Below are 21,961 nucleotides of genomic sequence, written 5' to 3'. Positions count from 1 at the left end.
CCCGAAGCGATGGTTTATGGAATCAACGCAAGCCAATTGGCAGGGGATGTGACGCAAGTCCACAACATGACATGCCGTTGTGAGTTTCATTCGCTGGAGCTGAATCGGTATGGTCATGACCGATGCGCGGCCGATTCAAGCGAACTATGGCAGCCGGGATTCTGTTGGTGATCACGGCAAGTGGCTGCGACGCGCAATCGCACCCCGCCCCGACAACGTCGATCACGGTGTACGCGTCGTCGGCGATGATCAAGAGTCTTACTGCGATTGGTAAGCAGTTCGAGGCTCAAAACCCTGGTGTCTCAGTCGAGTTCATCTTTGCGGGCTCATCGGGACTGTCGGCAGAGTTGGCAAACGGTGGCGGCGCGGACGTCTTCGTATCCGGCGACCACGAAAACATGGCCGCTGTCGCCAACGCCGGCCTTGTCGCTTCGACGCCAATGCCGATCGCGGCGAACGACCTGGTTATCGCCACCGCCCCCGCAAACCCCGGCCATCTTGTCTCACTCGCGGACTTGGCCCGACCAGGAGTCCGTGTGGCGGTTTGCGGTGGCCCTGACGCCTGCGGGTCGGCGGTCCGGCAGCTTGAAGACCGCTCAGGCATCCGGCTCAACCCTGTGAACATCGATACGACGGACACTGATGTTCTCAAGGACGTCACGGCAGGGAAAGTCGACGCCGGTCTGGTGTTCAAGACCGAGGCGCTGAACGACGGCCATGATGTGTCGTGGTTCGCATTTCCGGAGGCCGCCGACGCGACGGTGACCTCGTGGATTGCGCCGTTGAAAGACTCCGATCAGGCCGGACTCGCGAAGAAGTTCGTGCAGGACGTCACGGATGCTGCCAGCCGAAAAATCTTCGCCGAGGCCGGCTTTGCCGAACCAAACGAAAAATTTGAAGGCTAGCGCTAATCTGAGCGCGCCGAAGCGGGCCACCGCGGCGTGGTGACCCGCCTCGAAATGCGCTGATTTACAGCGGGATCCATTGACCCAGGAACCAGAAGCCCCAGCCGTGTCCATCGCCGGCGGGCACCGGGTACACCTGCTGGCCCATCCAGTTGAATGGCTGGTGATCACCTCGGCCCTGGTCGATGCCGCGGCCGTGCCAGTCGACTGGGCCGGGACCCCCACGGTCGTCTCGGTGGTCACCACACGCTGGTTGCCCTGGACGGTCACATCCCCACGGATCTGCGCTTGCCGTTCCAAGGCCAACGCCGAAGAGTCCGGCAACTCCGATGCCGGCGGCCAGAGCCGATGCAGACAATGCACGCTTGTAAGACATTTCCTCACTCCGTTTCTCGTTCATGCGGCAATCGCTGCCACGTGACAAGACGGTATGAGGCCGACTTTGGTTGGCTCTGTGTTGACGATGTGCGCCCGCTGTGCAACCGATTACAGATTGACAACTACACCGGCAGCGCAAGCCTGGTCGGCTCGTCGTGGCCGCGCAACGTCACCGTGTCCCCGAAAGTCCAATGACGGCATTCGCTTTCGCTGGCATTGCGAACGGTGTCCGACGATGCCAGCAAGTGTCCGGGTGTCTCCTTGGACAGTTCGCAGAGTCTGGCGGCCTCGTTGACCGGCTCACCGATGACGGTGTACTCGAAACGTTCTTTCGCGCCGACGTTTCCGGCGACGGCTTCACCTGAGGCAACGCCGATACCGGCTTCGAAGTCGGGCACCTCATCGCGGATCCGGCGTGCGATGGCGCGACTGGCCGCGAGCGCTTCGTCTTCGGGACAGTCCAGGTGATTCGGGGCGCCGAAGACAGCCAATGCCGCATCGCCCTCGAACTTGTTCACGAACCCGTGGTGGCGGTCGACCTCCTCGACGATCACGGCGAAAAACCGGTTCAGCAGGTCGACGACTTCCGTCGCAGGCCTGCCCGTCACCAGCTGCGTCGAGCCAATGATGTCGACGAAAATCATTGCGACATGGCGTTCTTCGCCGCCGAGCTTGGGGCGCTGCTGTTCGGCGGCGGCCGCTACGTCGCGGCCTACGTGGCGGCCGAACAGGTCGCGAACCCGTTCACGTTCACGCAGTCCGTGCACCATGTTGTTGAATCCGCGCTGCAGCTCGCCGAGCTCGGTGCCGTCGAACACCACCACGTTGCAGTCGAGGTCGCCCTGCTCGACGTTTTTGAGCGCCGCGCGCACGACGCGCACCGGCGTTGCGGTGAGCCACGCCACGATCCACATCAACACGAACCCGACTAGCAGCGCAACGATCGCCAAAATCCACACGGCGACGGCGAATTGCGTCTCGGTGAGGTTCTTCAAATAAAGCGCGAACACCGCAAGCAACGCGATTCCGACGACAGGTAGCGAGCCAAGGAACCACACGATCATCAGCCTGCCCATGATTCCGGCGGTTAGCCGGCGCGGTGGCGGGCCGGCTTCCAGCGCCTGCGCCGCAACTGGACGCAACGCGAACTCGGTCAGCAGATAGCACGCGGTCGCGATGATCGCGCCGGCGAAGCTGATTGTGAAGAGGAACCGTGGGATGAACGTTGTGTTCTGCAATCCGTACAGCGTCGTGAAGAGTGCCGCACCGACGCCCCACAGGATCAGGTGCGCCCTCGCCACCCGCCAGGGTGCGAGGAACGCGTTGAGTTGGTCCTGGTGCGTGGGAATGTGCTCCTCGATTGCCCATCGCAGCGCTTTGACCGTTCGACGGGTGATCCAGAAGGTACCAATCAGCAGCGCCAGCAGGATGTACGCCGGGCACACCACATACGTCACCCAAAACGGCGCATCGCTGAAGACGCTCGGCACGGGAAACGCCACAGTGACCAGGAGCAGCGCAGCGCCGATGCCGATCATGTTTGCGACCAAAATGAACGCCGTCAGGATCACCTGGATGCGGACCCGTCGCCGCGCCTGGCTTTCGGTGGATTTGCCAAGCACCCAGGCCCCGTAATCAGGCGTATCGGGCAGCCGACCGCTCTGCCGGGTGACCTTTTCCAGGACCCGTCCCAGTCTGCGCGCAACGCTCATCGTGCCTCAGCCTAATTTGGCGGTCCTCCCGCATATGGTGTTCGGGTGCGTCTCGTGATCGCCCAATGCACTGTCGACTATGTCGGGCGGCTGACCGCCCACCTGCCATCTGCCCGCAGACTGCTGTTGTTCAAGGCTGACGGATCGGTGAGCGTGCACGCCGACGACCGGGCCTACAAGCCGCTGAACTGGATGAGCCCGCCCTGCTGGGTTTCCGAAGAGCTCGATGGGCCGGTGCCCATGTGGGTCGTCGAGAACAAAGCCGGCGAGCAGTTGCGAATCACCGTCGAGGACATCGAGCACGACTCCAGCCACGAGCTTGGCGTCGATCCCGGTTTGGTCAAGGACGGCGTCGAGGCGCACCTACAGGCGCTGCTGGCCGAGCACGTCGAGCTGCTCGGTAGTGGTTACACCCTGGTGCGACGCGAGTACATGACCGCTATCGGACCGGTCGATCTGTTGTGCCGCGACGAACAGGGTCGTTCCGTGGCCGTCGAGATCAAACGACGCGGCGAGATCGACGGCGTTGAGCAGCTCACCCGATACCTCGAGCTACTCAACCGCGACACCGTGCTCGCGCCGGTGGCCGGGGTCTTCGCCGCGCAACAGATCAAGCCGCAGGCCCGAACGCTCGCTACCGACCGCGGAATCCGTTGTGTGACTTTGGACTACGACGCGATGCGTGGCATGGACAGCGACGAGTTCCGGCTGTTCTGACAGACTGGTGAAATGCCGCGGCGCCGCTCGTCACCTCGCAGGCAACGCCCGCTAGCGCCGTTGCCCGAGAGTCGCCGCATCGAGACCGGACCGGACGGATACGAGTACGTGGTCAGGGCGATCGCGGCGGCGCGCGCCACAAAGGTCTATCGCTGCCCGGGATGTGATCACGAGATCCGCTCGGGCACTGCGCATTTGGTGGTATGGCCAGCCGACGGGGGTGAGCATGCGGCCGATGACAGGCGACACTGGCATACGTCGTGCTGGAAGAACCGGGCTACCCGAAGCCCGACGCGGAAGTGGTCTTAGTCGGACGACTATCAAGCGGCCTTCGGCCGCCTTGAGGAGTCCGACGGTTGCCTTAGTGCTCTTCGGCCGGCTCGACGAGCTCGATGAGCACCCCGCCGGCGTCCTTGGGATGAATGAAGTTGATCCGCGAATTTGCCGTGCCACGTCGGGGCGCGTCGTACAGGAGTCGCACACCCTCAGCGCGCAGCCGCTCGCTGAGCAGGTCGATGTTGCTGGTGCGGTAGGCGAGCTGCTGCAGGCCGGGGCCGCGCTTGTCGAGGAACTTGGCGATGGTCGATGTCTCGTCGAGCGGTGACATCAGCTGAATCTCGGCGCTGCCCTTGGGGGCGCCGCGCACCGACAGCATGGCCTCGCGGACGCCCTGCTCCTCGTTGATCTCCTCGTGCAGCACGATCATCCCGAGGTGATCGTGATACCACTTGATCGCAGCATCGAGATCGGGGACAGCGATGCCGACATGGTCGATCGCCGTCACGAGGGCACTCGCAAGCGCTGGACGTGCCTCTACGTGCTCGGTGCTCATAACGTAACGGTAACCTTGAGACAGATGTTTGCGGAATGTGTCATGGGCCACATCTCCGAATACCCACTCCTTGGAGGTAACAAATGACGACGTCGGTGATTGTTGCTGGAGCTCGCACTCCCGTAGGCAAGCTCATGGGTTCGCTGAAAGACTTTTCGGGCAGCGACCTAGGCGCGATCGCCATTGCTGGTGCGCTGGAGAAGGCCAGAGTGCCAGCGTCGCTCGTCGAGTACGTGATCATGGGCCAGGTGCTGACGGCAGGCGCGGGCCAGATGCCTGCCCGGCAGGCCGCCGTCGGCGCCGGGATCGGTTGGGACGTGCCTTCGCTGACTATCAACAAGATGTGCCTGTCGGGCATCGACGCGATTGCGCTTGCTGATCAACTCATTCGGGCAGGCGAGTTCGACGTGGTGGTGGCCGGTGGTCAGGAATCGATGACCAAGGCACCGCACCTCTTGATGGACAGCCGTTCGGGCTACAAGTACGGCGACGTCACGGTGCTCGACCACATGGCCTATGACGGACTGCACGACGTCTTCACCGACCAGCCGATGGGTGCGTTGACCGAGCAGCGCAATGATGTCGACCAGTTCACCCGCGCGGAGCAGGATGCCGTCGCCGCGCAGTCGCACCAAAAGGCCGCTGCCGCATGGAAAGACGGCGTGTTCGCCGACGAGGTGGTGCCGGTGACGATCCCGCAGCGCAAGGGCGATCCGATCGAGTTCACCGAGGACGAGGGCATCCGGGCCAACACGACGGCCGAATCGTTGGCCGGGCTGAAGCCGGCATTCCGCAAGGACGGCACGATCACCGCGGGGTCGGCGTCGCAGATCTCCGACGGCGCCGCTGCCGTCGTCGTGATGAACAAGGCCAAGGCGCAGGAGCTGGGCCTGACGTGGCTGTGCGAGATCGGTGCCCACGGCGTCGTCGCAGGCCCCGACTCCACCCTGCAGTCGCAGCCGGCCAACGCCATCAAGAAAGCCATTGCGCGCGAAGGCATTTCGGTGGACCAGCTCGACGTCATCGAGATCAACGAGGCGTTCGCGGCGGTCGCGCTGGCGTCGACGAAGGAACTCGGTGTCGACCCGCAAAAGGTCAACGTCAACGGCGGTGCCATCGCGATCGGTCATCCGATCGGCATGTCCGGTGCGCGCATCACCCTGCACGCCGCCCTTGAGCTGGCCCGACGCGGTTCCGGCTACGCGGTGGCCGCGCTGTGCGGGGCGGGTGGCCAGGGCGACGCATTGGTCCTGCGCGCAGGCTGATCGTCTACGACGCGATGTAGTAGCTAGGGTGTTTTTCGGGCACAATGGCGCCCATGACACCCGCATTTGACCTTCGGTCCGCAACCGGCTGGTTCCGGCTGGTCGCGCTGGCGGAAGCCGTCAGCTGGGTCGGTCTGCTGGTCGGCATGTACTTCAAGTACCTGGGCACGCCCCGCACGGAGATCGGCGTCAAGGTCTTCGGGATGGCCCACGGGCTGGTCTTCATCGCTTTTGTGGTGACGGGTCTGCTGGTCGGAATCGCGTACAAATGGGCGGCGCGCACGTGGTTGCTGGCGTTGCTGGCGAGCATTGTGCCATTGGCCAGTGTGATCTTCCTCATATGGGCCGATAGGACGGGCCGACTGGAGCCTGCGGAGGCCATCTCGGCCGTCGCGCAACCGGGACGGCACGCATCAGAAACGACGTGACAGACTTGGGGGCGTGAGTCGTCCACGACCTCCCATCGCTGCCTCCATGGCCGGTGCGGTTGATCTGTCTGCCCTCAAACAACGAACGTCACCCGCTGGTGAAGGCGGCGCCACGGCCCCGCCGAACGGTGTGGAGATCACCGAGGCCAACCTCGAAGCCGAGGTGCTGGTCCGGTCCAGCCAGGTGCCCGTTGTCGTCCTGCTGTGGTCGCCCCGCAGTGAAGCCAGCGCGCAACTCGGCGATGTGCTCGGCCAACTAGCGACCTCTGACGGCGGCAAATGGTCGTTGGCGACGGTGAACGTCGACTCCGTGCCGCGGGTTGCACAGATGTTCGGCGTGCAGGCCGTCCCGACGGTGGTGGCATTGGCTGCGGGCCAGCCGATCTCGAGCTTCCAGGGTGTGCAGCCACTGGAGCAGTTGCGGCGGTGGGTTGACTCGCTGCTGAACGCGACGGCGGGCAAGCTCGAAGGCGGGGAAGGCGAGGAGCCCGAGCGTGTCGATCCCGAACTCGCTCAAGCGCGCGCGCATTTGGATGCGGGTGATTTCGATGCCGCATTGACGGCGTATCAGGCGCTGCTCAATGCGAACCCGAACCACGAAGAGGCCAAGGGAGCGGTGCGTCAGATCGGCTTCCTGCAGCGCGCGACCTCCCGCGCGCCCGGTGCCGTCGTCGCTGCCGACTCCAAGCCCGATGACATCGAATTGGCTTTCGCTGCAGCCGATGTCGAGATCCTGCAGCAGGACGTCGCCTCGGCGTTCAACCGGCTGATCGCACTGATCAAGCGGACCGCAGGCGACGACCGCACCAAGGTACGCACGCGGCTGATCGAGCTGTTCGATTTGTTCGACCCGGCCGACCCCGAGGTGATAGCGGGCCGGCGTAACCTCGCCAACGCGCTGTATTAGTCGCCGAGATCGACACAATGGCGAGATCCGCCTCGCACTTTTGCGCCCGTATGTCCGTCTTGGGCGTAGTTAGGCCGGCTCGAACCACAGCGCGGCCAGCGGCGGCAGCACCATGACCGCTGAGGCGGGACGGCCATGCCACGGCTCGTCGGTGGCCTCCACGGCGCCGTAGTTACCGATGCCTGTGCCGTTGTAGATGTCGGCATCGGTGTTCAGCACTTCACGCCACGTGCCAGCGTGGGGCAGACCCAGCCGGTAGCGGGCGTGCTCGGAACCGGAGAAGTTGAACACGCACGCCAACATCGACCCGTCGTCACCGAAACGCATGAAGCTCAACACATTGTTGGCCGAGTCGTTGGCGTCGATCCACGAATAGCCCTCCGGCCGGGTGTCCTGTGACCACAGCGCGCGACGGCTGCGGTAGATGCCGTTCATGTCCTGCATCATCCGCTGAATCCCGTTGGAGAAGCTGCTCTCATCGAGCTGATACCAGTCGACGCCCCGTTCCTCCGACCACTCCGCGCGCTGGCCGAACTCCTGACCCATGAACAGCAGTTGCTTGCCCGGGTGTGCCCACTGGTAAGCCAGCAATCCGCGCATGCCCGCGGCCTTTACGTGGTCATTACCAGGCATCCGGCCCCACAGCGTGCCCTTGCCGTGCACCACTTCGTCGTGGCTGATCGGCAACACGAAGTTCTCGCTGTACGCGTACAGCATCGAGAACGTGATCTCGTGGTGGTGGTAACTGCGGTGAATCGGGTCGCGCTTGATGAACTCTAGCGTGTCGTTCATCCAACCCATGTTCCACTTCATCGAAAAGCCAAGGCCGCCAAGGTTGGTCGCCCGCGTAACGCCGGGCCACGACGTCGACTCCTCGGCCACGGTGACGATGCCGGGCGCCAACTTGTGCACCGTGGCGTTCATCTCCTGCAGGAACTGCACGGCCTCGAGGTTCTCCCGGCCACCGTAGATATTCGGCGTCCAGCCGCCTTCCGGTCGCGAGTAGTCGAGATAGAGCATTGATGCGACGGCGTCGACCCGCAGCCCGTCGATGTGGAACTCCTGCAGCCAGTACAACGCATTGGCGACAAGGAAGTTGCGCACCTCGGCCCTGCCGAAGTCGAACACATAAGTACCCCAATCCAATTGCTCACCGCGGCGCGGATCGGAGTGCTCGTACAGAGCGGTGCCGTCGAAGCGGCCGAGCGCCCACGCGTCCTTCGGGAAGTGCGCGGGCACCCAGTCCATGATCACGCCGATGCCGGCCTGATGCAGCTTGTCGACGAGGTACCGGAAATCGTCGGGGGTGCCGAGCCGCGACGTCGGTGCGTAGTAAGAGGTGACCTGGTAGCCCCATGACCCGCCGAACGGATGCTCGGCCACCGGCATCAGCTCAACGTGTGTGAAGCCCTGACCGACAACGTATTCCGTCAACTCATCGGCCAGCTGCCGATAGCTCAGTCCTGGCCGCCATGACATCAGATGGACTTCATAGGTGCTCATCGGCTCGAACACCGGGTTCTGCGTCGCCCGCTTTGTCATCCAGTGTGCGTCATCCCAGGTGTAGTCGCTCTTGGTCACCTTCGACGCCGTCTGCGGCGGCACCTCCGTTGCGAACGCCATCGGGTCGGCTCGCTCGGTCACCGCGCCGTCTGCCCCGTGCACGCGGAACTTGTACAGTCCGCCGATCTCGAAGCCAGGCCAGAACAACTCCCAGACGCCGGTCGAGCCAAGCACCCGCAGCTGTGCCTCGTTGCCATCCCAGTGGTTGAACTCACCGATCAGGCTGACGCCCTTGGCATTCGGCGCCCACACCGCGAACGACACACCATCGACGACGCCATCGGGGGTGGTGAACCGCCGCGGGTGCGCGCCCAGGATCTCCCACAGCCGCTCGTGTCGGCCCTCGGCGAAGAGGTGCAGATCGATCTCGCCGAGGGTCGGCAGGAAGCGGTAGGCGTCGGCCACAGTGTGCAGATGCGGGGATTCGCCGCCCGTGTCGTAGGCGACCTCGAGCCGGTAATCCACCAGATCGGTGAACGGCACTGCGACCGCGAAGATCCCGGCCTCGATGTGCTGGAACACGTAGCGCTCACCGCCGATGAGCGCCGCCACCTCGACGGCATGCGGCCGGTAGGCGCGAATTACGGTGTGATCGCCGTATTCGTGGGCACCCAGAACCGAATGCGGGTCGTGGTGCTCGCCGGCAAGCAGCCGTGTCAGGTCTGCCGTGTGCGGCCGCAAATGCGGGCTCGTGAGTTGGTTGGTCTGCGTCATCAGTCACTCCCTACGCAGTAGGTTGAGTCGTTGGTCGGGTGGTACCTGGGGCATGTTCAGCACGTGGGCCACTGCTCGCGCCGGATCGATGCGAACGTAATTCGCTTGCCCCCATTGATATTCGTCACCGGTGATCTCGTCGCGCACCCAGAAGCGATCGTAGGGCTCCATGCCCAGCGCGGCCATGTCGAGCCATAGCGTTGCCTCTTCCGGGCCGAACGGGTTGAGTGTCACGACCACCAGCACCTGATCGCCCGTCACCGGGTCGAACTTGCTGTACGCCAAAATCGCGTCGTTGTCGGGATGGTGGAACTCGATGGTGCGCAACTCGTGCAACGCCGGATGGACGCGACGAATCTCGTTGAGCCGGGTCAAGAATGGCTCCAGTGATTCTCCGTCGGCCAGCGCGGCATCGAAATCGCGTGGGCGCAGTTCGTACTTCTCGGAGTTGAGGTACTCCTCGCTGCCCTCGCGTACCGGCCGGTGCTCGTACAGTTCATAACCCGAGTACACGCCCCACGTCGAACTCATGGTCGACGCCAGCACGGCCCGGATCGCGAACATGCCGGGGCCGCCGTGCTGCAGGCTCTCGTGCAGGATGTCGGGCGTGTTGACGAACAGATTCGGCCTGGCCTCGTCGGCGTGCTCGGCGATCTGCTCGCCGAATTCGGTCAACTCCCACTTCGCCGTCCGCCAGGTGAAATAGGTATACGACTGCGTGAAGCCGAGCTTGGCCAGCCCGTACAGCCGCGCCGGCCGGGTGAACGCCTCCGCCAGGAACAGCACGTCGGGATCCTCGTTCTTCACCTCGCCGATCAGCCATGCCCAGAAGTTCGGCGGTTTGGTATGCGGGTTGTCGACCCGAAACACCTTGACGCCGTGAGAGATCCAGAAGCGCACCACCCGCAGCACTTCTTCGTAGAGCCCGGCGGGGTCGTTGTCGAAGTTCAGCGGGTAGATGTCCTGGTATTTCTTGGGCGGGTTCTCCGCGTAGGCGATGGTGCCGTCGGGCAGCACGGTGAACCATTCCGGGTGTTTGCGCGCCCACGGGTGGTCGGGCGCGCACTGCAGCGCCAGATCGAGTGCCACTTCCATGCCTTCGTCACGGGCGGCGGCGACGAAGTCGTCGAAGTCCTCGACGGTGCCCAGCTTCGGATGGATCGCGTCGTGGCCGCCTTCGTCGCTGCCGATCGCCCATGGTGAGCCGACGTCGTTGGGCGCGGCGGTGACGCTGTTGTTGCGGCCCTTGCGATGCACCTTGCCGATCGGGTGGATCGGCGGCAGATAGACCACATCGAAGCCCATCCTCGCGATGCGGGAGAGATCCTTGGTGGCCGTGGCGAACGTGCCGTGGACGGGATTGCCCTTGGCGTCCCAGCCGCCGGTCGACCGCGGAAACATTTCGTACCACGAGCTGAACCGGGCCAGTGGCCGGTCCACCCAGACACCGTACTGCTCTCCGCGCGTGATCAATTCGCGCAGCGGGTATTGATCGAGCACCTCGGCTACTTCGGACGAAAGGGCGGCGCCCGCGCGGCTGAACGGATCCCCGGGGGAACGGAGCCGTGCCACGGCATCGAGAAGGGGATAGCGGTGTTGGCGGGGCGCGCCGGTCGCCGCGCGCTCCAGGAGCTTCGCGCCGACGAGCAGGTCGTTGGACAGCTCGCTTTCACTCTGACCGGCGTCCAGCTTCGCGGTGACGTTCTTGCGCCACGTCGCGAAGGGATCGCCCCAGCCGTCGACACGGAAGGTCCACAGTCCGACGCTGCTGGGACTGAACTGCCCGTGGAACACATCGGGCGTGCGCCCCGGCGACATCGGCAGCTGCTGCGGTTTGATCCGTGCTGCGGGGGTGACTACCTGTTCGATCGGCACGGCTTCCGGCCGTTTGGCTCGGCCCGGCGGGTCCTCGGCGAGCTTCGGATACGCCGTGCCGTGGTAGCGCACCACGAGCGTGGCCGATACCGCGTCGTGGCCTTCGCGCCACACCGTTGCCCGGACGGGGACGATCTCACCTACGACCGCCTTGGCCGGATACCGGCCTGTCGAAACTACGGGTGCGACGTCATCGATCTCGATACGACCGGCCACCCCATCACTCCTTACGCTGGCTGTGCTCGTGGTTTGGTCTCGAAATCAAAACTGTTAAAACATCCTGGGCGCCCTATACCCACCGTAGTGGTCGGCCCAACCCAACGCGGGTGAAGCGATCGCCACACCGCGCTGCGGCGAGCCGATTTGTCAGTAAGGTTGACTCGCGTGAAAGCTCTCCGTCGATTCACCGTCCGTGCGCATCTACCCGATCGTCTGACCGCGCTCGAACGCCTTTCGATCAACCTGCGCTGGTCATGGGATAAACCCACACAGGACCTCTTCGCGGCCATCGATCCGGAGCTGTGGAAGCAAGTCGGATGCGATCCTGTCGCGCTGCTCGGGCAGGTCGCACCCAAACGGTTGGACGACCTGGCCGTCGATGAATCCTTCCTGCGGCGCCTCGACGGGCTGGCCGCTGAGCTGGACAACTATCTCACCAGGCCGCTGTGGTACCAGCAGGAACAAAACGAGGGCGCGCAATTGCCCCATGGCATCGCCTACTTCTCGATGGAGTTCGGCGTCGCCGAGGTGCTGCCGAACTACTCCGGCGGCCTGGGAATCCTGGCAGGCGATCACCTCAAGTCCGCATCGGATCTCGGTCTTCCGTTGATCGCTGTCGGCCTGCTGTACCGCTCGGGATACTTCCGCCAGTCGTTGACTGCCGACGGCTGGCAGCGCGAGGACTACCCGTCGCTGGATCCACAGGGCCTGCCGCTGCGGCTGCTCACCGACAAGGCGGGCGACCCGGTGTTGGTGGAGCTGGCCGTGCCGGACGCCAGCCAGCTGCGCGCACGGGTCTGGATCGCACAGGTGGGCCGAATTCCGTTGCTGCTGTTGGATTCTGACATTCCGGAGAACGAGCACGAGCTGCGCGGCGTCACCGACCGGCTGTACGGCGGCGACCAAGAGCACCGGATCAAGCAGGAGATCCTGGCCGGTATCGGCGGGGTGCGCGCAATCAGGGCCTACACCGAGGTGGAGGGTCTGCCCGCACCCGAGGTGTTCCACATGAATGAGGGCCACGCAGGCTTTCTGGGCGTCGAACGCATCCGCGAACTGATCGACGCAGGACTGGACTTCGACACCGCGCTGACAGTCGTGCGTTCGTCGACGGTGTTCACCACGCACACCCCGGTGCCTGCCGGCATCGACCGGTTCCCGGTCGAGATGGTCAAGCGTTACTTCGGTGGCTCGACGGACGGCCCGTTGGGCGCGATGTCTCGGCTGCTGCCCGGGGTGCCGCTGGACCGGATAATCGCGTTCGGCGCCGAGGACGACCCGTCGAAATTCAACATGGCCCACATGGGCCTGCGGCTCGCGCAGCGCGCAAACGGGGTGTCGCTGCTGCACGGGCAGGTCAGCCGCTACATGTTCAACGACCTATGGCAGGGCTTCGATGCCGCCGAGGTGCCCATCGGCTCGATCACCAACGGTGTACACGGACCGACGTGGGCGGCGCCGCAGTGGCTCGAGCTCGGACGCGAGCTGCTGGGCACCGACGACCTGGGCTCGCTGACCGAACCCGAAACGTGGCAGCGGCTGCAACAGGTCGACCCGGGACACATGTGGTGGATCCGCTCGCAGCTGCGCGAGGCGCTCGTCGAGGACGTGCGGGCCAGGCTTCGCCGCTCATGGCACGACCGTGGCGCATCGGATGCCGAATTAGGTTGGATTGCAACGGCATTCGATCCCAATGTGCTCACCATCGGATTCGCCCGGCGGGTGCCGACGTACAAGCGGCTGACGCTGATGCTGCGCGACCCCGAGCGGCTGGAGAAGCTGCTGCTCGACCCGAAGCGGCCGATTCAGCTGATCGTGGCCGGCAAGTCGCACCCGGCAGACGACGGCGGCAAGGCGCTGATCCAGCAGATAGTGAAGTTCGCTGACCGGCCGGAGGTGCGGCATCGCATCGCGTTCTTGCCCGACTACGACATGTCGATGGCCCGGCAGCTGTATTACGGCTGCGACGTCTGGCTGAACAACCCGCTGCGACCGCTGGAAGCGTGTGGCACGTCGGGGATGAAGAGCGCGCTCAACGGTGGGCTGAACTTGTCCATCCGCGACGGCTGGTGGGATGAGTGGTACGACGGCGAGAACGGGTGGGAGATCCCGACGGCCGACGGCCTGCTCGATGAGGGCCGCCGCGACGACATCGAAGCGGCCGCCCTGTATGACCTGCTCGAGAAGTCGGTCGCGCCGAAGTTCTACGACCGCGACGAGCAAGGCGTCCCGACGCGATGGGTGGAGATGGTGCGCCACACCCTGATGGAGCTCGGGCCAAAGGTGCTCGCGTCGCGGATGGTGACTGACTACACCCAGAAGTACTACGCGCCAGCGGCGGCGTCGCTACGCAAGACCGTCGAACCCGGCGCGGATGGGGAGCCGTTCGGCGCGGCGCGCGAGCTGGCCGCCTACCGGCAGCGAGCCCAGGAGGCGTGGCCGAAGATCCAGATCACCGACGTCGACAGCTACGGCCTTCCTGACACACCGCTGCTGGGCTCCGAGCTGACGCTGACCGCGACCGTGCAACTGGCCGGGCTACGAGCCGACGAGGTGGTGGTTCAGGCGGTGCTGGGCCGCGTCAACGGCAGCGACGTGCTGGTAGATCCCGTGACGGTGCAGATGACGCACAGTGGCACGGCCGACGGCGGCAACGAGGTGTTCTCCTCGACGACGCCGTTGCCAGTGGCGGGTCCCGTCGGGTACACCGTGCGTGTCCTGCCGCATCACCCGCTGCTGGCCGGGGACAACGAGCTCGGCCTCGTCACGTTGGCGTGAGCGCTCTCAAGGTTTCGCTGGACGGCGGGCCGTACGCGCTGGCGGCAGGCCCGGATCGGGCGATGTGGGTGACGCTGGTGCACAGCGGCGCGATCGCGCGGGTGACACCGTCCGGTGACGTCACCGTGTATCCGGTGGACCCGCAGTCGCGGCCGTCGATCATCACCGCGGGCCCGGACGGCGCGATGTGGTTCACCCGCACCGGCGACGATCGCATCGGCCGCATCACGACGGCCGGCGAGTTGAGCGCGTTCGAGCTGGCCGAGGACACCGGGCCGTACGGCATCACCGCGGGAGCCGATGGCGCGCTGTGGTTTACGGCGATGACATCAGGTGAGGTCGGAAGGATCTCGGTCGACGGCGAGCTCTCGAGTGGAACCTCCGTAGGCGGTGCACCGTCGATGATCACGATGGGCCCTGACAACGCGTTGTGGTTTACGCTCAATCAGGGCAACGCAATTGGCAGGTTCACGCCGACCGACGGGCTGACGGTACGCGAAGTACCAACTGCGGGAGCGGGTCCCGTCGGCATCGCGGCGACTCACGACGACTCGGTGTGGTTCACCGAGATCCTCGCTGAGAAGATCGGCCGCATCCCGATGGACGACGCCATCCAGGAAATGGAGCTTCCAGGCGAACCGCACGCAGTGGTCGCGGATCCCGACGACGGCGTGTGGGTGAGCCTGTGGGGCGCCAGCCAGATAGCGCGCATCAGTGGTGACGGCTCCGACGTCATCACGATCGACCTTCCGCCGGGCAGCGAGCCGCACGGTATGGCAATCGACCACGAAGGCGCGCCGTGGGTCGCGCTGGAGTCGGGGTTTGTGCTGCGCATGCCCATCTGAATTCGGCTCGCAACCCGAAGGGGTCGATCTAGTTGTTCTGGGCGAGCGACCGTGCTTGCCCGCTGACACGCCGCATTTGCATGGCATTTCGCGGTCGCTCGGCGCGTCAGGGGAAACGCTTGAAGCAGCGGTCCTGATCGCCGAGCACACCGACGCGGAACGCGTCGATCCGCGAGAATCCCGACGGCACCGATTCGCCGTTGACATCGCTGGCGGCAAGGCCGTTGGTCAAGATGCCCGACACCGCCTCGTCGACGTCGCCGGCCGTCAACGCAATGGTGTTGCCGTCGGGAGTTGTGATGGTCTTCGACATCTTCACGGTGGCCACGCCGGTTAGGCACGCGGTGCGCAGCGCGGCCTCGGCGTTGTCGAGCAGCACGCCGCCGCGCCCATGCTGCAGCGCCTGCATGTAGCGGGAGACCAACACCGAGTAGGCGGTGTTGTCTCCGCTCGCCAGGCCGCCGCCGTCGGAATTGTCGGATTGGGTGCCCATCGCCTGCAGCTCCGGCAGGTCGATGACAATCGTGTTGGTGGCCGGGCAGAACGACGCAGGCGGGCTGGGCCTGGCGTCCGGACACTTCTCGGCGTCAGATGCCTTGAAGCTCAGTTTCGGCGGGTTGGCCGGTGAGAACACAATGCCCATCGCGTCGATGATCGAGCGCGTCGACTCCTCGGTGACTGGCAGTTCGCCGGTCTGATCCTCGGGCAGCAGCACAGGCAGATCGCCACGACGCTGGCCGATTTCGCGCATGTCGATCGCCGCACAGGCCGACGGCCCGTCGGTGAATCCGAACTGGAACGCCGACAGTCGTTCGAACGCCGAGCCGTGTTCGTCGACACCGGCTTCCGGATCGTTTTCTGCCAGAAGCGGATCGCGGAACGCGATTACGGCGGCGAGCACATTGTTGAGTCCGTCGCCGGTGGACAGCGTGAAGCGCGGCGACTTGTCTTCGGCCACCCAGCGCATGTAGGTACCTGCGAAACAGTCGGCCTGTTGTTCGGCGACCAGCGTCGGCGTTTTCTTGTTGGTCAGCCCCGCCTGATGCTGGATTGCGTGGCCGTATTCGTGGGCCAGAACCATCGCGACGCCCATGTCCCCGTTCGCCTTTCGCAGCGACGGCAGCAGCTCGCCGCGGTCCCAGCCGATGGTCTCGTCGTCGAAGCAGAACGCCGCGTTGACAAGTCCGTAGGTGTCGTCACCGCAGAACGTGGTGCCCTCGAAACCGTTGGCGTCCCACGAAATCAGCGCTTCGACGGGCTTGAACTGGCCGTCGAACGTGTCGCTGTACACCTGCCCCCAGTATTCCTCGATGTCGCTCACCGCGTTCGCCGCCAGTTTGTCGATCTGGCCGTGGTCGGTGCCCTCGACGTCGCGGACGTCGCCGTGGGCATCGGGCCGCAGGCCCGTAGGCCCGTCGCTGGCTGGCATGCCTGCGACGTGGAACGGGTCGTCGAACACCGAGACCGCTTTGCCCTGAAGGGTTGTGGTGCATGCGGGCACCAGCAGCGCCGAGCAGGTCGCGATCACGGCGGCAACAACGCGGCGTCGGCTCATGGAGGCAGGATATGAAAGCTGTCAGCCGGCGCGCAGACGTTCGAGTGCTTCCCGCACCCGATTCGAGTCCGTCGTCGCCCAAAACGGCGGCAACGACGCGCGCAAGTAGCCGCCGTAGCGCGCGGTGGCCATCCGCGAGTCGAGTACCGCGACCACGCCGCGGTCGTCGATCCGGCGCAGCAGGCGGCCCGCGCCCTGCGCCAACAGCAGCGCCGCATGGCTGGCTGCCACTGCCATGAACCCGTTACCGCCGCGGGCCGCCACCGCGCGCTGCCGCGCGGTCAGCAGCGGATCGTCGGGCCTGGGAAACGGAATGCGGTCGATGAGCACCAGCGACAGCGACGGGCCGGGCACATCCACGCCCTGCCACAGTGACAGGGTGCCGAACAGTGACGTCTCGGGGTCGTCGGCGAACCGCTGCACCAATGCCGATGTGGTGTCCTCGCCCTGACACAGCACAGGCGTGTCGAGCCGGTCACGCATGATCTCGGCGGCGGCCTTGGCCGCGCGCATCGACGAGAACAGGCCAAGCGTGCGCCCTCCGGCCGCGGTGATGAGCGCCTGGATCTCGTCGAGCTGCTCGGCCGAACCGGTGCCGTCGCGGCCCGGCGGGGGAAGGTGCGCGGCGACGTAGAGGATGCCCGACTTCGCGTGCTCGAACGGAGAGCCGACGTCGAGGTCGCGCCACTTCGCGCCGTCCTCACCGGCCAACCCCCACGCCGACGCCATCGCCTCGAAATTGCCGCCGATGGTCAGCGTCGCGGAGGTGAGAACCGACGTCGTGTGCTCAAACAGCCTGGCGCGCAACAACCCTGCCACCGACAGCGGCGCCACCCGCAGCACCGCGCGAATGCTGCCGCGGTTGTCCTCATGGTCCAGCCACACTACGTCCGTGCGGTCGGCGAGGGCGGGGACGAACGACGACAAGATGCGGGTCGCGGTATCGCTGATGTCGGTCAGTGCCGTCACGGCTTCGGCGCGTGCCGACGCTGTCTGCGGATCGCTCGGTGCGGTGTCGATGGCGGAGCGGGCCTTGGCAGCGGCGTCACGCAGCGCGGTCAGGTAAGTGGCCATCTCGTCGTCGAGGACGTCGATGCGGCCTGGCGTGGCGTCGTGGATCGCCGACGACAGAATCGCGGTCGTTGCCTCGAGGCGCTCCGCGAGCTCGGGGTCGATCAGTCTGCTGACGCGCCGATGTGCAACGCCAAGCGAGGTGGCCGACAGTTCACCGGTGGCCACTCCGGTCACCCGGTCGACGAGTTCGTGCGCCTCGTCGACCACCAGTAGGTGGTGCTCAGGAAGCACTGCGGCGTCGGTCATCGCGTCGATTGCAAGCAGCGCGTGATTGGTGACGACGACGTCGGCGTGCCCGGCCTTGTCGCGGGCGCGCTCGGCGAAGCAGTCGGTTCCGAACGGGCAGCGCGCCACGCCGATGCACTCCCTGGCCGAGACGGACACCTGAGACCACGACCGGTCGGGTACGCCAGGCGTCAGCTCGTCGCGGTCGCCGGTGTCGGTGTCCGACGACCAGGCGATCAGCCGCTGCACGTCGCGGCCAAGCGCGCTGGCGGCCATCGGTTCGAACAGCTTCTCCTGCGGTCTATCTTCGGGTTCGGCCGCCGAGCCATTGTGAATCTTGTTGAGGCACAAGTAGTTTCCTCGCCCCTTCAGCAACGCGAACTCTGGTCGACGGGGCAGCGCGTCGGCCAGCGAGTCAGCGAGCCGCGGAAGATCGCGGTCCACGAGTTGGCGCTGCAGCGCGATGGTCGCGGTTGATACCACCACCGGCTCTTCGGCCTCGAGGGCCCGCGCGATCGCGGGCACCAGGTAGGCCAACGACTTGCCGGTCCCTGTTCCCGCCTGCACGGCCAGGTGCTCGCCGGTGTCGAACGCGCGCGCGACGGCCTCAGCCATCTCGATCTGTCCGCTACGCTCGCTACCACCCAGCGCGGCGACTGCCTTGCCTAGCAGCTCAGTGACGTCAGACGTGTTCACTCCTCGCGGCTGGGGGGATCATCCGGGTCGGGATCGCCGGTTCTCCCTTAGACAGTTTGAGGCCGTCCCAGGGCAGGCTGTGCAGACCTTCCTTCACCCGACGCCGGGCCGCGTCCATCGACAGGTCACCGACCGGTTCGCCGTCGCGCACCAGGTCGACCGTCAGCGCGCGACCGGACTCATCCGGTGGGTGGCCATAGGGGTGGACGATCTCCTCGAGGATGGTGCCGGTGGGTTTGCACGTCCGCAGCGCCTGCTTGCGTCCGCCGTGGGATTCCTTGTGGCTGCTGCGTTTCTCGACGGGCATGCCGTCGACCTCGACCAGCTTGTAGACCATGCTGGCGGTCGGGGCACCCGAGCCGGTCACCACCGACGTGCCGACGCCGAAAATGTCGGCGGGTTCCGCGCGCAGCGCCGCGATCGAGTATTCGTCGAGATCGCCCGACACCACGATGCGGGTTTTGGTGGCACCGAGCCCGTCGAGTTGCTCGCGGACTTGGCGGGCCATCACGCCGAGGTCGCCGGAGTCGATGCGCACCGCTCCCAGTTCGGTGCCTGCCACCTCGATGGCGTTCGCCACCCCCTGTGTGATGTCGTAGGTGTCGACCAGCAGCGTGGTGCCGACGCCGAGGGCGTCGACTTGAGCCTTGAACGCGGCCTTTTCGTCTGGCCCGCCTTCGGTGGCGTGCAGCAGCGTGAACGCGTGTGCGCTGGTGCCCAGCGCAGGCACTGCGTAGCGGCGCTGCGCCTCGAGATTCGACGACGCCGTGAACCCGGCGATATAGGCGGCGCGCGCCGCGGCGACGGCGGCCTGCTCGTGTGTGCGCCGCGAGCCCATCTCGATCAGCGGCCGGTCCTTGGCGGCGCTGACCATGCGCGCGGCGGCCGAGGCGATCGCCGTGTCGTGATTGAAGATCGACAGCGCGAGCGTCTCCAGCAGGACGCATTCGCCGAACGTGCCATGGACCGACAGGACCGGGGAGCCGGGGAAGTAGAGCTCGCCTTCCGCGTACCCGTCGACGTCGCCGCTGAACCGGTAGTCGGCGAGGTACGCGAGCGTCTCACGGTCAAGAAACCCCTCGAGTGACGCCAGCGCGATGTCGTCGAATCTGAACTGCGCCAACGTTTCCACAAAACGCGCGGTGCCCGCGACGATGCCGTAGCGCCTGCCCTCGGGCAGTCGGCGCGCGAAGATCTCGAAGCTGGCGCGGCGGTGTGCGCTGCCGTCATGCAGCGCCGCCGCGAGCATGGTGAGCTCGTATTTGTCGGTCAACAACGCTGGAAACGACGAAGCCACACCGCAACGGTATCGGTTTGTTCGCCTCGGTATCCTTACCCACATGGTGACTCCGGCGAAGACCCGACCGGGAACCCGCGAGGAAACGGGCGTCAGTCCGCTTCGAGAAGACAAAGACGCCACCGACTCGCCATGGGTGACCATCGTCTGGGACGACCCCGTCAACCTGATGACATACGTGACGTACGTCTTCCAGAAGCTGTTCGGCTACAGCGAGCCGCACGCAACCAAGCTCATGCTGCAGGTGCACAACGAAGGTAAGGCCGTGGTCTCCGCAGGCAGCCGGGAATCCATGGAGGTCGACGTGTCCAAGCTCCATGCCGCCGGCCTATGGGCGACCCTGCAGCAGGACCGCTGATCCGGCTGTGCGTAAGTGGAAGCGGGTCGACACCGCCGACGGCCCGCGATTTCGATCCGCGCTGGCTGCGCATGAGGCCGGGCTGCTCAACAGCCTGGTGACGTCGATGTTGGGCATGCTCGAGGAACGCGAATCATCTGCACCCGCAGACGAACTCGAAGAAATCACGGGCATGAAGACTGGCAACTCTCAGCCGCCGGAGGATGACACGATGAAGCGGCTGCTGCCGGACTTTTACCGCTCGCGACGCGATCATCCCGCCGGCTCCGGCACCACGGAGAGCCTCAATAGCGCGCTGCGCAGCCTGCACGAGCCGGACATCATTGACGCGAAACGTCAAGCGGCGCAACGGTTGTTGGACACCTGCCCGCAGGGCGGCGGCAAGTTCGAACTCAACGAGGATGACGCGCACGCCTGGGCGGCCGCCGTCAACGACGTCAGGTTAGCGCTCGGGACGATGCTCGACATCGGTCCGAATGGACCAGATGCGTTGCCCACTGACCATCCGATGGCCGGACACCTCGACGTCTATCAATGGCTGACCGTGCTGCAGGAGTACCTCGTGCTGGGGCTGATGGGCAAGAAATGAGCTCCATCACCGATGTCAGCGGCATTCTCGTCGGCCAGCATCACCGCCTCGACCCCGATGTCACGCTCGGCAGTGGCTGGGCCAGCGGTACCACCGTCGTGCTGACACCGCCCGGCACTGTCGGCGCGGTCGACGGCCGCGGCGGTGCCCCTGGCACGCGGGAAACCGATCTGCTCGATCCGATGAACTCTGTGTGTCACGTCGACGCGATCGTGTTGAGCGGTGGCAGCGCGTTCGGGCTCGCGGCCGCCGACGGCGTGATGACCTTCCTGGAGGGACAAGCCCGCGGTGTGGCGATGGAGGGCGGCGTGGTGCCGATCGTGCCGGCCGCGGTGATCTTTGATCTGCCCGTCGGCGGGTGGCAGTGCCGGCCGACCGCCGAGTTCGGCTACGCCGCCGCTGAGAGCGCCGGCACTGAGGTTGCCGTCGGGACCGTCGGCGCGGGCACGGGAGCACGGGTGGGCGTGCTCAAGGGCGGCGTGGGAACCGCGTCAATGCGGTTGGACTCCGGGGTGACGGTCGGCGCGATCGTGGTGGTCAACGCCGCGGGTGACGTCGTGGACACCGAGACCGGGTTGCCCTGGCTGGCGTATCAGATCGAGGAGTTCGGCCTGGCGGCGCCGCCACCCGAGCAGATCGCTGCATACGCGGCCCGGCGCGCGGAGTTCAGCCCGCTGAACACCACGATCGCGGTGGTGGCCACAGACGCCGCGTTGAGCCCGGCGGGCTGCCGTCGGGTGGCGGTGGCCGCGCACAGTGGCCTGTCGCGCACCATCCGGCCGTGTCACACCCCGCTGGACGGCGACACGGTGTTCGCGCTGGCCACCGGCGCCATCGAGGTGCCCCCGGACCCGTTGACACCTGCGTCGATGTCGCCGGAGACGCCGCTGATCACCGATGTCGGCGCGGCCGCGGCCGACTGCCTGGCGCGCGCGGTGCTGGTGGGGGTATTGGCAGCACAGTCGGTCGCCGGAATACCGTCGTATCGGGACATGTTGCCCGGAGCGTTCGAATGAGAGGGAAACAAGC

General features: G+C 65.6%; 19 protein-coding genes. 11 read left to right on the top strand and 8 right to left on the bottom strand.

Annotated features, from left to right (window positions below; translation table 11 throughout):
• Positions 1-122: 122 nt before the first annotated feature.
• Positions 123-905 carry a molybdate ABC transporter substrate-binding protein gene (gene modA / locus MYCSM_RS22355; RefSeq protein WP_015308446.1) on the top strand — a complete coding sequence of 261 codons (783 nt, stop codon included), beginning with the start codon at positions 123-125 and terminating at the stop codon, positions 903-905.
• A gap of 64 nt (positions 906-969) precedes the next feature.
• Here the strand turns inward: modA and MYCSM_RS22350 are convergent, their stop codons facing one another.
• Together MYCSM_RS22350 and MYCSM_RS22345 are read right to left on the bottom strand one after the other, a co-directional pair.
• Positions 970-1,281 (bottom strand): hypothetical protein, encoded by a 312-nt coding sequence (locus MYCSM_RS22350; protein WP_015308445.1) that lies wholly within the window; start codon positions 1,279-1,281, stop codon positions 970-972.
• 124 nt (positions 1,282-1,405) lie between these two features.
• Positions 1,406-2,995, bottom strand: coding sequence for an adenylate/guanylate cyclase domain-containing protein (locus MYCSM_RS22345; RefSeq protein WP_015308444.1), 1,590 nt, complete (start codon positions 2,993-2,995; stop codon positions 1,406-1,408).
• Between the two features lie 45 nt (positions 2,996-3,040).
• Here MYCSM_RS22345 and nucS point away from each other — a divergent pair, with 45 nt between their 5' ends.
• Both nucS and MYCSM_RS38375 read left to right on the top strand, forming a co-directional pair.
• Positions 3,041-3,712 carry an endonuclease NucS gene (gene nucS / locus MYCSM_RS22340; RefSeq protein ID WP_041312548.1) on the top strand — a complete coding sequence of 224 codons (672 nt, stop codon included), beginning with the start codon at positions 3,041-3,043 and terminating at the stop codon, positions 3,710-3,712.
• A gap of 12 nt (positions 3,713-3,724) precedes the next feature.
• Complete coding sequence (locus tag MYCSM_RS38375; protein ID WP_083906326.1) at positions 3,725-4,021, top strand: hypothetical protein; 297 nt, start codon at positions 3,725-3,727, stop codon at positions 4,019-4,021.
• Positions 4,022-4,073: 52 nt separating this feature from the next.
• Here the strand turns inward: MYCSM_RS38375 and mce are convergent, their stop codons facing one another.
• Positions 4,074-4,544, bottom strand: coding sequence for a methylmalonyl-CoA epimerase (gene mce, locus MYCSM_RS22335; RefSeq protein ID WP_015308441.1), 471 nt, complete (start codon positions 4,542-4,544; stop codon positions 4,074-4,076).
• 83 nt (positions 4,545-4,627) lie between these two features.
• Between mce and MYCSM_RS22330 the strand changes: the two genes are divergently transcribed.
• From MYCSM_RS22330 to MYCSM_RS22320, 3 genes are read left to right on the top strand one after another with little or no spacing between them, the layout of a single operon-like run.
• The gene (locus tag MYCSM_RS22330; protein ID WP_015308440.1) at positions 4,628-5,809 is read left to right on the top strand and encodes an acetyl-CoA C-acetyltransferase; all 1,182 of its coding nucleotides are present in this window, start codon (positions 4,628-4,630) and stop codon (positions 5,807-5,809) included.
• Between the two features lie 44 nt (positions 5,810-5,853).
• Positions 5,854-6,237, top strand: coding sequence for a DUF3817 domain-containing protein (locus tag MYCSM_RS22325; RefSeq protein ID WP_015308439.1), 384 nt, complete (start codon positions 5,854-5,856; stop codon positions 6,235-6,237).
• 13 nt (positions 6,238-6,250) lie between these two features.
• Positions 6,251-7,144, top strand: coding sequence for a tetratricopeptide repeat protein (locus tag MYCSM_RS22320; RefSeq protein WP_015308438.1), 894 nt, complete (start codon positions 6,251-6,253; stop codon positions 7,142-7,144).
• A 69-nt stretch (positions 7,145-7,213) separates the two neighbouring features.
• On the opposite strand, the gene glgB is transcribed toward MYCSM_RS22320, so the two are convergent.
• Both glgB and MYCSM_RS22310 read right to left on the bottom strand, forming a co-directional pair.
• Positions 7,214-9,421: a 1,4-alpha-glucan branching protein GlgB gene (glgB, locus tag MYCSM_RS22315; protein WP_015308437.1), complete on the bottom strand. Its 2,208-nt coding sequence runs from the start codon at positions 9,419-9,421 to the stop codon at positions 7,214-7,216.
• Between the two features lie 3 nt (positions 9,422-9,424).
• Positions 9,425-11,512, bottom strand: a complete 2,088-nt coding sequence (locus MYCSM_RS22310; protein ID WP_015308436.1) for an alpha-1,4-glucan--maltose-1-phosphate maltosyltransferase — start codon at positions 11,510-11,512, stop codon at positions 9,425-9,427.
• A 168-nt stretch (positions 11,513-11,680) separates the two neighbouring features.
• Between MYCSM_RS22310 and glgP the strand changes: the two genes are divergently transcribed.
• Together glgP and MYCSM_RS22300 are read left to right on the top strand one after the other, a co-directional pair.
• A complete protein-coding gene (gene glgP, locus MYCSM_RS22305; RefSeq protein WP_015308435.1) occupies positions 11,681-14,293 on the top strand; it encodes an alpha-glucan family phosphorylase in 2,613 nt (870 codons plus the stop codon).
• A complete protein-coding gene (locus MYCSM_RS22300; protein ID WP_015308434.1) occupies positions 14,290-15,138 on the top strand; it encodes a virginiamycin B lyase family protein in 849 nt (282 codons plus the stop codon). Before glgP ends, MYCSM_RS22300 begins: the two co-directional genes overlap by 4 nt.
• A gap of 106 nt (positions 15,139-15,244) precedes the next feature.
• On the opposite strand, the gene MYCSM_RS22295 is transcribed toward MYCSM_RS22300, so the two are convergent.
• From MYCSM_RS22295 to MYCSM_RS22285, 3 genes are read right to left on the bottom strand one after another with little or no spacing between them, the layout of a single operon-like run.
• Positions 15,245-16,693, bottom strand: a complete 1,449-nt coding sequence (locus MYCSM_RS22295) for a neutral zinc metallopeptidase (protein ID WP_015308433.1) — start codon at positions 16,691-16,693, stop codon at positions 15,245-15,247.
• Positions 16,694-16,714: 21 nt separating this feature from the next.
• Positions 16,715-18,688 carry an ATP-dependent DNA helicase gene (locus MYCSM_RS22290; protein WP_015308432.1) on the bottom strand — a complete coding sequence of 658 codons (1,974 nt, stop codon included), beginning with the start codon at positions 18,686-18,688 and terminating at the stop codon, positions 16,715-16,717.
• Positions 18,675-20,030 (bottom strand): nicotinate phosphoribosyltransferase, encoded by a 1,356-nt coding sequence (locus tag MYCSM_RS22285; protein ID WP_015308431.1) that lies wholly within the window; start codon positions 20,028-20,030, stop codon positions 18,675-18,677. Before MYCSM_RS22285 ends, MYCSM_RS22290 begins: the two co-directional genes overlap by 14 nt.
• Between MYCSM_RS22285 and clpS the strand changes: the two genes are divergently transcribed.
• Genes clpS through MYCSM_RS22270 form a run of 3 tightly spaced genes read left to right on the top strand, consistent with a single transcriptional unit; the run spans position 20,029 to position 21,948 of the window.
• Positions 20,029-20,343, top strand: coding sequence for an ATP-dependent Clp protease adapter ClpS (clpS, locus tag MYCSM_RS22280; protein ID WP_041312542.1), 315 nt, complete (start codon positions 20,029-20,031; stop codon positions 20,341-20,343). The two genes, MYCSM_RS22285 and clpS, sit on opposite strands and share 2 nt — an antisense overlap.
• A 7-nt stretch (positions 20,344-20,350) precedes the next feature.
• Positions 20,351-20,932 (top strand): oxidative stress transcriptional regulator AosR, encoded by a 582-nt coding sequence (aosR, locus tag MYCSM_RS22275; RefSeq protein WP_015308429.1) that lies wholly within the window; start codon positions 20,351-20,353, stop codon positions 20,930-20,932.
• Positions 20,929-21,948, top strand: a complete 1,020-nt coding sequence (locus tag MYCSM_RS22270) for a P1 family peptidase (RefSeq protein WP_015308428.1) — start codon at positions 20,929-20,931, stop codon at positions 21,946-21,948. The genes aosR and MYCSM_RS22270 overlap by 4 nt, the downstream gene beginning before the upstream one ends.
• The last annotated feature ends 13 nt before the right edge of the window (positions 21,949-21,961 follow it).

The organism is Mycobacterium sp. JS623 (genome assembly GCF_000328565.1).
GTDB lineage: Bacteria > Actinomycetota > Actinomycetes > Mycobacteriales > Mycobacteriaceae > Mycobacterium.
The sequence above is the reverse complement of the archived record's forward strand: the minus strand, read 5'-3'. Positions and strand labels throughout refer to the sequence as shown.

What these genes read in the sequence shown, in the direction of transcription:
- modA (WP_015308446.1), top strand. Translation starts at nt 123, where the DNA reads ATGCGCGGCCGATTCAAGCGAACTATGGCAGCCGGGATTCTGTTGGTG.
- MYCSM_RS22350 (WP_015308445.1), bottom strand. Translation starts at nt 1,281, where the DNA reads ATGTCTTACAAGCGTGCATTGTCTGCATCGGCTCTGGCCGCCGGCATC.
- MYCSM_RS22345 (WP_015308444.1), bottom strand. Translation starts at nt 2,995, where the DNA reads ATGAGCGTTGCGCGCAGACTGGGACGGGTCCTGGAAAAGGTCACCCGG.
- MYCSM_RS38375 (WP_083906326.1), top strand. Translation starts at nt 3,725, where the DNA reads ATGCCGCGGCGCCGCTCGTCACCTCGCAGGCAACGCCCGCTAGCGCCG.
- mce (WP_015308441.1), bottom strand. Translation starts at nt 4,544, where the DNA reads ATGAGCACCGAGCACGTAGAGGCACGTCCAGCGCTTGCGAGTGCCCTC.
- MYCSM_RS22330 (WP_015308440.1), top strand. Translation starts at nt 4,628, where the DNA reads ATGACGACGTCGGTGATTGTTGCTGGAGCTCGCACTCCCGTAGGCAAG.
- MYCSM_RS22325 (WP_015308439.1), top strand. Translation starts at nt 5,854, where the DNA reads ATGGCGCCCATGACACCCGCATTTGACCTTCGGTCCGCAACCGGCTGG.
- glgB (WP_015308437.1), bottom strand. Translation starts at nt 9,421, where the DNA reads ATGACGCAGACCAACCAACTCACGAGCCCGCATTTGCGGCCGCACACG.
- MYCSM_RS22295 (WP_015308433.1), bottom strand. Translation starts at nt 16,693, where the DNA reads ATGAGCCGACGCCGCGTTGTTGCCGCCGTGATCGCGACCTGCTCGGCG.
- clpS (WP_041312542.1), top strand. Translation starts at nt 20,029, where the DNA reads ATGGTGACTCCGGCGAAGACCCGACCGGGAACCCGCGAGGAAACGGGC.
- MYCSM_RS22285 (WP_015308431.1), bottom strand. Translation starts at nt 20,030, where the DNA reads ATGTGGGTAAGGATACCGAGGCGAACAAACCGATACCGTTGCGGTGTG.
- MYCSM_RS22270 (WP_015308428.1), top strand. Translation starts at nt 20,929, where the DNA reads ATGAGCTCCATCACCGATGTCAGCGGCATTCTCGTCGGCCAGCATCAC.